At 49.7% G+C, this 12141-nt stretch carries 7 protein-coding genes, 2 tRNA genes and 3 rRNA genes; 9 read left to right on the top strand and 3 right to left on the bottom strand.

Annotated features, from left to right (window positions below; translation table 11 throughout):
- Positions 1 to 164 precede the first annotated feature (164 nt).
- The 6 genes from BN6471_RS01595 to BN6471_RS01570 all read left to right on the top strand — a co-directional run bounded on the left by BN6471_RS01595 (position 165) and on the right by BN6471_RS01570 (position 6009).
- Positions 165 to 1700: ribosomal RNA gene (locus BN6471_RS01595) — 16S ribosomal RNA — on the top strand.
- A 137-nt stretch (positions 1701 to 1837) separates the two neighbouring features.
- Positions 1838 to 1913 (top strand) — tRNA-Ala (locus BN6471_RS01590).
- Positions 1914 to 1961: 48 nt separating this feature from the next.
- Positions 1962 to 2038, top strand: a tRNA-Ile gene (locus tag BN6471_RS01585).
- A gap of 165 nt (positions 2039 to 2203) precedes the next feature.
- A 23S ribosomal RNA gene (locus BN6471_RS01580) occupies positions 2204 to 5123 on the top strand.
- Positions 5124 to 5250: 127 nt separating this feature from the next.
- Positions 5251 to 5367, top strand: a 5S ribosomal RNA gene (gene rrf, locus BN6471_RS01575).
- The 16S, 23S and 5S rRNA genes sit together here with 2 tRNA genes alongside, the layout of an rRNA operon.
- 198 nt (positions 5368 to 5565) lie before the next feature.
- Positions 5566 to 6009, top strand: coding sequence for an SHOCT domain-containing protein (locus BN6471_RS01570; protein WP_066644848.1), 444 nt, complete (start codon positions 5566 to 5568; stop codon positions 6007 to 6009).
- 198 nt (positions 6010 to 6207) lie between these two features.
- On the opposite strand, the gene BN6471_RS01565 is transcribed toward BN6471_RS01570, so the two are convergent.
- Positions 6208 to 7488, bottom strand: a complete 1281-nt coding sequence (locus tag BN6471_RS01565) for a hypothetical protein (protein ID WP_066644847.1) — start codon at positions 7486 to 7488, stop codon at positions 6208 to 6210.
- A 214-nt stretch (positions 7489 to 7702) separates the two neighbouring features.
- Entirely contained in the window at positions 7703 to 8611 is a 909-nt protein-coding gene (locus BN6471_RS01560; protein WP_066644846.1) for an InlB B-repeat-containing protein, read from the bottom strand.
- A gap of 163 nt (positions 8612 to 8774) precedes the next feature.
- Between BN6471_RS01560 and msrA the strand changes: the two genes are divergently transcribed.
- Together msrA and msrB are read left to right on the top strand one after the other, a co-directional pair.
- Positions 8775 to 9293 carry a peptide-methionine (S)-S-oxide reductase MsrA gene (gene msrA, locus BN6471_RS01555; RefSeq protein WP_066644845.1) on the top strand — a complete coding sequence of 173 codons (519 nt, stop codon included), beginning with the start codon at positions 8775 to 8777 and terminating at the stop codon, positions 9291 to 9293.
- Positions 9256 to 9750: a peptide-methionine (R)-S-oxide reductase MsrB gene (gene msrB, locus BN6471_RS01550; RefSeq protein ID WP_242861818.1), complete on the top strand. Its 495-nt coding sequence runs from the start codon at positions 9256 to 9258 to the stop codon at positions 9748 to 9750. Before msrA ends, msrB begins: the two co-directional genes overlap by 38 nt.
- Positions 9751 to 9798: 48 nt before the next feature.
- Here msrB and BN6471_RS01545 read toward each other — a convergent pair whose 3' ends face one another.
- A complete protein-coding gene (locus BN6471_RS01545) occupies positions 9799 to 10689 on the bottom strand; it encodes a DegV family protein (RefSeq protein ID WP_066644844.1) in 891 nt (296 codons plus the stop codon).
- A gap of 254 nt (positions 10690 to 10943) precedes the next feature.
- On the opposite strand from BN6471_RS01545, the gene BN6471_RS01540 reads away from it, so the two are divergent.
- Positions 10944 to 12134, top strand: a complete 1191-nt coding sequence (locus BN6471_RS01540; RefSeq protein ID WP_066644842.1) for a pyridoxal phosphate-dependent aminotransferase — start codon at positions 10944 to 10946, stop codon at positions 12132 to 12134.
- Positions 12135 to 12141: the final 7 nt, after the last annotated feature.

Genomic DNA, 12141 nt, shown 5'->3' with positions numbered 1-12141 from the left:
AAGAAATGTGTTGACAGGGGAAGGGTAGTTTGGTATTATAAATAAGCCGCAAAAAAAGCGGCGAACCTTGAAAAAAGCATACAGTACCAAGAACGAAAAGGAAATGCTTGAAAAGCGGAGCCTAGATCAATCTGGTTAAAAAATGCAGGAATGCATTTAAAATTTTAATTAAGAGTTTGATCCTGGCTCAGGACGAACGCTGGCGGCGTGCTTAACACATGCAAGTCGAACGAGGTTGCTCTTTGTGAATCCTTCGGGAGGAACTGTGAGTATACCGAGTGGCGGACGGGTGAGTAACGCGTGAGCAACCTGCCCTGCAACGGGGGACAACAGTTGGAAACGACTGCTAATACCGCATGAGACCACGGTTTCGCATGGAACTGGGGTAAAAGGATTTATTCGATGCAGGATGGGCTCGCGTCCCATTAGATAGTTGGTGAGGTAACGGCCCACCAAGTCAACGATGGGTAGCCGACCTGAGAGGGTGATCGGCCACACTGGAACTGAGACACGGTCCAGACTCCTACGGGAGGCAGCAGTGGGGAATATTGGGCAATGGGCGAAAGCCTGACCCAGCAACGCCGCGTGAGGGAAGAAGGTCTTCGGATTGTAAACCTTTGTCCTATGGGACGAAACAAATGACGGTACCATAGGAGGAAGCTCCGGCTAACTACGTGCCAGCAGCCGCGGTAATACGTAGGGAGCAAGCGTTGTCCGGAATTACTGGGCGTAAAGGGTGCGTAGGTGGCCATGTAAGTCAGGTGTGAAAGACCGGGGCTCAACCCCGGGGCGGCACTTGAAACTGTGTGGCTTGAGTACAGGAGAGGGAAGTGGAATTCCTAGTGTAGCGGTGAAATGCGTAGATATTAGGAGGAACACCAGTGGCGAAGGCGACTTTCTGGACTGTAACTGACACTGAGGCACGAAAGCGTGGGGAGCAAACAGGATTAGATACCCTGGTAGTCCACGCCGTAAACGATGGATACTAGGTGTGGGGGGCGATAGTCCTCCGTGCCGAAGCTAACGCATTAAGTATCCCGCCTGGGGAGTACGATCGCAAGGTTGAAACTCAAAGGAATTGACGGGGGCCCGCACAAGCAGCGGAGCATGTGGTTTAATTCGAAGCAACGCGAAGAACCTTACCAAGGCTTGACATCCTCTGACGCATGTAGAGATACATGTTCCCTTCGGGGCAGAGAGACAGGTGGTGCATGGTTGTCGTCAGCTCGTGTCGTGAGATGTTGGGTTAAGTCCCGCAACGAGCGCAACCCTTATTGCTAGTTGCCAGCGAGTAAAGTCGGGAACTCTAGTGAGACCGCCGGGGACAACTCGGAGGAAGGTGGGGACGACGTCAAATCATCATGCCCCTTATGTCTTGGGCTACACACGTGCTACAATGGCCGGTACAAAGGGCAGCGACCCCGTAAGGGTGAGCGAATCTCAAAAAGCCGGTCCCAGTTCGGATTGTGGGCTGCAACCCGCCCACATGAAGTCGGAGTTGCTAGTAATCGCGAATCAGCATGTCGCGGTGAATGCGTTCCCGGGCCTTGTACACACCGCCCGTCACACCACGGAAGTTGGGAGCACCCGAAGCCAGTGGCTTAACCGTAAGGAGAGAGCTGTCGAAGGTGAGATCAATGACTGGGGTGAAGTCGTAACAAGGTAGCCGTATCGGAAGGTGCGGCTGGATCACCTCCTTTCTAGGGTGTAAGAAACAAAGAGGCAAAGCGAAGTAGGACATTTTCTTTTCGGGTACTGATGTTTTTAAAGGGAAAGAACAGCAAACTGCATAGAAGCCGTTTGAAGAGCATATACGGGAGTATATGCGATTTAAAATGGGGGTGTAGCTCAGCTGGGAGAGCACCTGCCTTGCAAGCAGGGGGTCAGCGGTTCGATTCCGCTCATCTCCACCAAGAGTGGGAAGAAAGCGGAGGACACCGAAGGCAGCTAACTGTAGGTATGGGCTCATAGCTCAGCAGGTTAGAGCACACGCCTGATAAGCGTGAGGTCGGTGGTTCGAGTCCACTTGAGCCCACCACAGGACAACGCAGAGCGTTGTTCCAAAATGAGAGAAGCACATTGAAAACTGGATAGTAGAAGAAGACAAAGAGAAGCGATAAAAAATCACGAAAACTAATTCAAATTAGGGTAAGAGAAATAATTTCGTTTTGAGAATGTCTTAGGAGAAAGAAAGTAGACGAAAGATCAAGCTAACAAGAGCACAGGGTGAATGCCTTGGCATCAAGAACCGAAGAAGGACGTGTCAAGCTGCGAAAAGCTGCGGGGAGTTGCAAGCAAACATTGATCCGCAGATATCCGAATGAGGGAACTCAGCGCAAGTAACGTTGCGTTACCATATACTGAATCCATAGGTATATGGGGGGAACCCGGTGAACTGAAACATCTAAGTAGCCGGAGGAAAGGAAAACAAAAGTGATTCTCAAAGTAGCGGCGAGCGAAATGGGAAGAGGCCAAACCGGAAGTCTTCGGACATCCGGGGTTGAGGACTGTCACACGCGATCTGACGAATATAGGTAAAGAGCATTGGAAAGTGCCGCCAAAGAGGGTAACAGCCCCGTCACCGAAATACGAGTCAGCGCAGACAGCACCAGAGTACCACGGGACACGAGAAACCCCGTGGGAAGCCGGGAGGACCACCTTCCAAGCCTAAATATTCCTTGATGACCGATAGCGAAATAGTACCGTGAGGGAAAGGTGAAAAGCACCCCGGGAGGGGAGTGAAAGAGAACCTGAAACCTTGTGCTTACAAGCAGTGGGAGCACTATTAGAAAGTGTGACCACGTACTTTTTGTAGAACGGGCCAGCGAGTTACGGTATGTAGCAAGGTTAAGCAACTGGAGTTGCGGAGCCGAAGGGAGACCGAGTCTTAATAGGGCGTTAAGTTGCATGCTGTAGACCCGAAACCGGGCGACCTACCCATGAGCAGGTTGAAGCGGTGGTAAAACACCGTGGAGGACCGAACCACACGTATGTTGAAAAATGCGGGGATGACTTGTGGGTAGCGGAGAAATTCCAATCGAGCTCGGAGATAGCTGGTTCTCCTCGAAATAGCTTTAGGGCTAGCCTCGAGCGAAGATATATGGGGGTAGAGCACTGAATGGACTAGGGGGCTTCACGGCTTACCGAATCTTATCAAACTCCGAATACCATATATTACATACTCGGGAGTCAGACAGTGTGAGATAAGTTTCATTGTCAAAAGGGAAAGAGCCCAGATCATCAACTAAGGTCCCAAAGTGTAAGTTAAGTGGAAAAGGATGTGGAATTGCAGAGACAACTAGGATGTTGGCTCAGAAGCAGCCACTCATTTAAAGAGTGCGTAACAGCTCACTAGTCGAGTGATTGTGCGCCGAAAATGTCCGGGGCTAAAACTTACCACCGAAGTTATGGGTGCACAGTAATGTGCGCGGTAGAGGAGCATCGATTAAGGGCAGAAGCTGTACCGAGAGGAGCAGTGGACTTTAATCGAGAGAGAATGCTGGCATGAGTAGCGAGAGTGAGGTGAGAATCCTCACCGTCGAAAGCCTAAGGTTTCCTGGGGAAGGCTCGTCCGCCCAGGGTAAGTCGGGACCTAAGCCGAGGACAGTATCGTCGTAGGCGATGGACAACAGGTTGATATTCCTGTACTGCCGACAAAGCGTTTGACCGACGCAGTGACACAGGAGGATAGCAGAAGCGAGCTGATGGTAGAGCTCGTCCAAGCACTGGGGCTGGAAATTAGTGAAGTACGGTTTCCGTAAAGGCTGAGGTGTGATGGGGACAGAAAACAAGTATGGAAGTCTGTGAATCCACACTGGCGAGAAAAGCTGCTAGGGAGTTTTGTAGGTACCCGTACCGCAAACCGACACAGGTAGGCGAGGAGAGAATCCTAAGACGATCGGGAGAAGCATTGTTAAGGAACTCGGCAAAATGACTCCGTAACTTAGGGATAAGGAGTGCCTAGTAAAATAGGTCGCAGTGAATAGGCCCAAGCGACTGTTTAGCAAAAACACAGGTCTGTGCGAAATCGAGAGATGAAGTATACGGGCTGACGCCTGCCCAGTGCTGGAAGGTTAAGGGGAATTGTTAGCGCAAGCGAAGCAAGGAACTTAAGCCCCAGTGAACGGCGGCCGTAACTATAACGGTCCTAAGGTAGCGAAATTCCTTGTCGGGTAAGTTCCGACCCGCACGAATGGCGTAACGACTTGGGCACTGTCTCAACAATGTACCCGGCGAAATTGTAGTATGAGTGAAGATGCTCATTACCCGCGATAGGACGGAAAGACCCCGTAGAGCTTTACTGCAACTTGGCATTGGATTTTGGTATTGGATGTACAGGATAGGTGGGAGACAAAGAAGCGCAGACGCCAGTTTGCGCGGAGTCACTGTTGGGATACCACCCTTCCAATACTAGGGTTCTAACAAAAGGCCGTGAACCGGCTTTTGGACAGTACCAGGTGGGCAGTTTGACTGGGGCGGTCGCCTCCGAAAGAGTAACGGAGGCGCCCAAAGGTTTCCTCAGAATGGTCGGAAATCATTCATTAGAGTGCAAATGCATAAGGGAGCTTGACTGCGAGAGGGACACCTCGAGCAGGGACGAAAGTCGGGATTAGTGATCCGGCGGTATGAGAGTGGAATTGCCGTCGCTCAACGGATAAAAGCTACCTCGGGGATAACAGGCTTATCTCCCCCAAGAGTCCACATCGACGGGGAGGTTTGGCACCTCGATGTCGGCTCGTCGCATCCTGGGGCTGAAGCAGGTCCCAAGGGTTTGGCTGTTCGCCAATTAAAGCGGCACGCGAGCTGGGTTCAGAACGTCGTGAGACAGTTCGGTCCCTATCCATCGTGGGCGCAGGAAGTTTGAGTGGAGCTGTCCTTAGTACGAGAGGACCGGGATGGACGTACCAATGGTGTACCAGTTGTTCTGCCAAGAGCATGGCTGGGTAGCTACGTACGGACGGGATAAACGCTGAAGGCATCTAAGCGTGAAGCCCCCCACAAGATAAGACTTCCCATTCTTTATGAAGTAAGGCCCCTTGTAGACTACAAGGTTGATAGGCCGGAGGTGTAAGTGCAGTAATGTATTAAGCTGACCGGTACTAATAGGCCGAGGGCTTGATCAACATTATGTTGATTACAACAGTCTAAATTTCTTAAGACATTCCTTTGTCTTTCTACTATACAGTTTTGAGTGTGCTTTTGTGCAGCGCGAAAGCAATGCGGTACATTCTTGAAAAAGTTTATAAAATTTCCGGTGGCGATAGCTAGAGGGATCCACCTGTTCCCATTCCGAACACAGAAGTTAAGCCTCTAAACGCCTAAAGTACTGCACTGGCAACGGTGTGGGAGGATTGGTAGCTGCCGGATTCTATTTTTTCAATAATATTCTATGTGAGGGGTCCTTTTGCGTAAAGCTTAAGGGCTTTTTACTTTGTTTGGATTTATTGGCATAGAATTAGATATGGAGCTCTTATTATAATATTTGCAATACTAACAATTTTTTGATAAAGTAAAGAAAATATTCGGACGATAATTTATACATATTGAATAGTAAGAGGGGATGGCATGAAAAATAAACCAATTGTTATGAAGGGGCTAAATGGGAGTATTACACTGAACAATGATTCGGTGATTGTAAAAAAAGGAGCCCTTTTTGGACATTGTACAACGACGTATCTGATTCAGGATATCATTGGAATTAATTATAAAAAACACGGAATAACAACTGGGTATATCGAGCTAGTAACACCTATAGATAAAAATGATCACTTGGACTTTACGCAGCAGCCGAACGTTGTGCTTTTGAAGTTATCTCATAAAAAAAGAACGCTTGCTTTTAAAGAAATGCTTGAAAATGCTATATCAGAGGTGAAGCGTAGCAGACAAGGAAGTCAACAAGCAGTATTGTCTGTGGCAGATGAAATATCAAAGTTTAAGCAGCTGTTTGATGAGGGTGCGATAACAGAAGAAGAGTATGTTGAGAAAAAGAAACAGCTGTTGAATTTGTAAATACCATTGTGCATCGCTGCTTGCCTTGCGAACACAGAAGTTAAGTCTCTATACACCGGGTATTGTATCGGTAATTGTGTGGCCGGGTTTGATTTTCAATAATATTATGTTTTTTTAACAACTTAGTGCCGTACCATGTATTGTCAAATGGGAATATAAAAAATCCCGGAGAAATCTCCGGGATTTTTTCACGATTGCTTATTCAGCGGAGGCTTCTTCCTCCGGCAATATAGTTGTCTCCGGAACCAAGGCTGGAACCGGTTCGCTATGGGAATCGGCACCGCCGTCTTCCACGGGCATTGAATTTTTTTCGGCAGAGGCGGGTTGTCCAGGCGTTTCTGCGTTTGCAGAGGCTGCTGTTGCAGGCATGACAGGTGCAGAAACAGGATCGGTGATTTCGGCCGTTTCAGTCAGGGTAAGGGATTCTGGCTCCCCATCAATCGTATTTTCTTCTGCTTGAATCTCCTCTTCGGCAGGCGTCGCTCCCAACGGAAGGAACTGCGCCGGATCATTTAGCATTGCAGCAACGGCAGGGATATCCATGCTATTGAAAGAAGCGATGGTCGTGGGTTGGTGGGAGCCGCTGTATGCATGTGTATTCTGGCTCTCATACCAAGTGCCGTCGAGGTAGATCATCCATGCGTTCCACCTGCCGGAACCATTATATGTGCCGGCCGTTGTTGCATAGACTACAGGCGCTTTTGTGTTTCCGTCCTTTATGAAATAAACATGCAGGTACAGTACCAGGTCGCTGCAATAGGCAGCCTGTTCGACGACGCTGTTTTCCAAAGGAAGCGGATCGCCCATTATCTCCTGAAGTTTGTTGCGGAAGGTATCGTTGGAAAAATTGTTGTTCGTAATCCCAAAATATTCCTGCCGCTCCTTGTCTGTTCCACAAGCGTTGTATCCCTCGATCACACGCTGCGCATAGGCAAGCGTGATTTCCGTATTGGTTCCGCTGGGTTCGTCGGGATCGATAACCGGTATGTCCGGGTCGACAGGCTCATCAGGATCTACGACAGGCGTATCCGGGTCGACAGGCTCGTCAGGATCTACGACTGGTATATCCGGGTCAACGGGTGTGTCGGGATTGATAACGGGGGAATCAGGCGTAATAGCCGGTGTATCGGGTGCGGTCGGAGCCGGAGGAGCGACGACGTTGTCGTTCTCATTTGCGACCGGCAGATTTCCCGCAGGAGCGTCACTGCTTTCCTGCGTTAAACCTTCAACCATAGGGACAGCAGCAGGAACAACCGCCGGGGCAGTGGAAGGATTCTCGTTGGTATTTCCTGTATTTTGGGAAGTACCGGCCGCCAACGGTGTGGGATCGTCCTTGATTTCCACGAGGTTACCCTCTTGGCCAGACAGAACGGAGCTGCTGGAAACGACAGGGCTGATACACAATAAAACGCACAATATCAGCGAAACGATGATGATTACCTTTTTCTTCTTATGGCTCCCGCCGTTTTTGCTTTCCATTCTATTGATCCTCCTGCTTTCCATTTCTTATTTACAGTATAAAAAAGCACGGTCACACTTGCGGTCACAAAACATAAGAGCAATGCATGTTTTTGGATTAAAATATGACCAAAACGATATTAGCCGGAAAACATGGTTGTAAAAAGCAAGGAATATGATGCAGAAATAAAAACAGCCGCTGCTTTGCTAGCGGCTGTTTCCTATTTACCATGGGTCAGCGGCGCGGACGCCTGCTGTAATTCCTGCGTTTCCTGCGCCGGACGATACGGATGCGGCGGATGATGCGCATGATGATAACAAAGGCTGCGAAACCGATGCCGATCCAAATCAGCACCCACATGATCATATAACCATAGCTGCGCTCGAAAAGCGCGCCCAGCGTACGGTTCTCGTCAAGGTTCAGGTTATAGCTTTCCTCCGTACTGATGATCTTGCCGGGCGAGCCGATGTCGTACCAGCCTGCAAAACGGTAACCGTCGGCGGGTGTTGCCGTCACCGTAACAACGGTTCCGCCGGAAAAATTGCCCCCGCCGGAAACACTGCCGCCTTCTGCAGGGCTTACTGTAAGGTCAAGTGTGTAGCTCGCAGAAAACCTTGCAGCCAGCTGCACATCATTTTGTACCTCGAAGGTATAGGAAGCTTCGGCGCTGATGGGATCGGCAGATGCAGCACTGGCATCGAACCATCCGAGGAATGTATAATTTTCGGCAGGCTGGGCCGTCACCGTAACGGAATCCCCCTGCATATACTCACCGCTGCCGCTTTGGGAAACGCTGCCGCCGCCCTCCGGTTCGGAAGACAGCGTAACAGTATATTTTTTATCGAAACGCGCGACAAATGTGCGATCCTCTTCTAACGAATAAGTAAATTCGGCGTCGGTGCTGACGGGATTTTCAAGATCGCCCTCCTTGAACCATCCCTCAAAGACGTAGCCGTCCGCGGGCGTCGCGGTGAGGGCGGCATTTTTCCCGGCAGAGTATGTCCCGCCGCCAGTCACGGTTCCCGTTCCTTCGGTCTCAACCTTCACGGTAACTGTGTAAGAACCGCCTTCGGGTGCGGCAAACGCTGTCGCGCAGGTGAGCACGATGACAAGCGTAAGCAAAATACAAATAAGCTTTCTCATGAATGATCTCCTCTGATTTCTATGTACGATTTTATCGGTATTCACCTGATGTGTCAATCTTTCGCTAAAAGCTTTAAAAAAAGTTAATATTCCAGACATAACCTTTCAAAGAGTTGGTTATATAATATATGATTATATAACGCAGGGGGAGAAGGGACAGCATATGAAAGAAATTTACCTGGCCGGAGGCTGTTTTTGGGGACTGCAGAAATATTTTGACTGTGTGATGGGGGTGCTTGAGACACAGACGGGCTATGTGAACGGCAGGACAGAAAACCCCAGCTATATGCAGGTGTGCTGCGGGGATACGGGCTTTGCGGAGGGAATACGCCTGCGCTATGACGAAAAAAAGCTCGGCTTGACGGACATACTGCATTTGTTTTTCCATGTGGTCGATCCTACGACGCGTAACAGGCAGGGCAACGACGTGGGCGAGCAATACCGTACGGGCATCTATTACCTGGATGGGGCTGACGGGGAGGTGATCCGCGCGTATGCGAAAAGGGAACAGGAAAAATATGAAGAGCCGATCGTAACGGAGATTACACCGCTGAAAAATTATTATACAGCCGAAGAATACCACCAGAAATATCTCGACAAGTATCCGATGGGTTATTGCCACATTGGAAAGGAGGCGTTCAATTATGCAGGAACTTACCAACCAGAATATGCCGGAGTATGAGAGGCCGCCGGAAGAGAAATTACGCAGCAACCTGACTGAGGAACAATATTATGTGATGTGCGAAGACGGTACAGAACATCCGTACACCAGCGAGTATTGGGAAAACGAACACGAAGGGATCTATGTGGATGCGGCCACTGGACAGCCGCTTTTCACGTCGTTCGATAAATTCCCGTCCGAATGTGGCTGGCCGAGTTTCTCGAGCCCGATCAGCGAAGATGTCGTTGTCACGCGCCAGGATTTATCGCATGGGATGGTGCGTACCGAAGTCAGGAGCGCCGCCGGGGATTTTCATTTGGGGCATGTGTTTGACGATGGGCCTAAGGAGCGCGGTGGGCTGAGGTACTGCATCAATGGCGCTGCGATCCGTTTTATCCCGGAGGCGGATATGGAGGCGGAGGGGTACTCCTATTTGCTTCCATATTATAAGAAACGTAAACGGGAAAGCATAAAATAAGATATGAAAAGGCACGGGATGACCCGTGCCTTTTTGGATCGCTATCTATTATTTGAATTTGGTATCGACACGCTGTTTTCCAACATAGTGGATATTGACCGTGCCGGGGCCGGAATGTGCGCCGATCACCGGGCCGGTATAGTTGATGAACGTTTCTTTTACCGTGGGGAAGCGCTCCTTGATAAGCTGTGCGACATATTCCGCATCCTCAGGCGCATCGCCGTGGCCAACGTACACGATCTGGCCGTCCGGGTTGTCCACATCCTCTTCCATTTTGTTGACCATTTCGATCAGGGATTTCTTTCTGCCGCGGATCTTTTCGACGGGTATGATCTTTCCTTCGTTATTAAACGCAAGAACTGGTTTGATATTGAGCATCGTGCCCAAAAATGCACTGGCACGGGAGACCCTGCCGCCGCGGCGCAGGTGCTCCAGGCTTTCGACTGCGAACCAATGCGTAATCTTCCATTTTAATTCTTCCGCATAGGTATATGCTTCATTGAGCGTTGCGCCCTCTTCCTTTTTGAGCACTACCAGGTGGACGAAAAGCCCATAACCGCGTGATGCTGAAAGGGAATCGACAACTTTTATGGTGCGCCCCGGATATTTCTGCACCAGCTGCCCTGCTACCATAACGGCATTGTCAAAAGAACCGGAAAGGCCGGACGAGAATTCCAGGTGCAGGACGTCTTTACCTGCTTCTAAAAACGGTGTAAAGAACGCGACATAACGATCCGCATTCACCATCGAGGTGGTGGGCATGGAACCGGCGCGTACCTTTTCGTAAAAATCGTGTGTGGAAATAGAAACGCCCTGGTCGTCATAATATTCTTTCCCATCCATAAAAAACTGGTAAGGAAGTACGGTGATATCATGCTCACGGACAAATTCGGTCGGGAGGTCAGCAGTGGAGCTGCATGTAATCACATAATCTGCCATCTGTTTGGTCTCCAATCTATTATTTTTTATACTTTGATAATACTAATATTGTAACATTTCAGGGCTGGGAAAATCAAGGAGTTCATGGGAAACATAAAAACGAAAAATTATTGATTTGAATTTGCATTTTAACAAAACGAAAACACTTGCTTTCAGGTTTGAATTGTATTAGAATAGATATGCTAACAGTGCAATAAAAGCGCGCATAAGCGCATGAATAAAAGATTGATATCGTTATTTATCGGAGGTAAAAAATGCAACTTTCAGAAAAAGCACTTGCAATTTCGCCGTCGTTAACGCTGAAAATTACGGCGATGGCGAAGGATATGAAAAAACGAGGACTGGACGTAGTGGGCTTTGGTGCGGGAGAACCCGACTTTGATACGCCAAAACACATTAAGGATGCAGCGGTCGAGGCGCTTAAGATCGGTTTGACCAAATATACGCCGGCATCCGGGACGGTGGAACTCAAAAAGGCAGTGTGCGCAGACCTGAAAAAGCATGGACTCCAGTATGACCCGACACAGATCGTAATTTCCAACGGGGCAAAGCACTCCCTGTTCAATGTGTTCCAGGCGATCCTCAACCCGGGGGACGAGGTGATCGTCATTACGCCATATTGGCTTACTTACCCGGAGCTCATTAAGATGGCGGACGGCGTGCCCGTTTATGTCGGCGCGCAGGAATGCAATAATTTTGAGCCGCTGGCAGAGGATATCGAAGCGGCGGTCACAAAAAAGACCAAGGCGATCATTGTAAACAATCCATCCAACCCCTGCGGCTGTATTTATTCACAGAAGACGCTGGAAGGGATCGCGGAGATCGCGAAGAAGCATGATTTCTTTATCGTATCGGACGAGATATACGACGAGCTGGTCTATGACGGCAACAAGCATACGAGCATCGCTGCGTTAAGCGAGGATGCTTACGGGCGTACCATCCTTGTCAACGGCCTTTCCAAAACATACGCGATGACGGGCTGGCGCATTGGTTATACGGCGAGCCGGGCGGATATCGCCAAGATCATGGGCAGCTACCAGAGCCATGCGACGTCAAACCCCTGTTCCATCGCGCAGTTTGCGGGGATCGCGGCGCTTACGGGCCCGCGCGACGAGGTCGTAGCGATGCGCGAGGAATTTGACGCCCGCCGCAAGATGATGGTGGATATTATCGGCAAAATGGACGGCGTGAGCTGTGCGACGCCAATGGGGGCGTTTTATGTGATGCTCAATATCTCAGCGCTGAAAGGACGAAAACTGGACGGTGCGGAGATCAAGGGTTCGGTCGATTTTGCGGAAAAACTGCTGGAGAAAAAACTGACGGCGGTGATCCCCGGCGCGGCGTTCGGTGCAGACGACTTTGTGCGCTTGTCCTATGCGATCTCGCGTGAAAACATTGAAAAGGGACTTGGGCGCATCGCGGAATTCATTGCGATGCTCGACTGATATTGGA

Source organism: Christensenella timonensis (genome assembly GCF_900087015.1).
Lineage (GTDB): Bacteria > Bacillota > Clostridia > Christensenellales > Christensenellaceae > Christensenella > Christensenella timonensis.
This window is presented reverse-complemented; position numbering and strand designations above follow the sequence as displayed.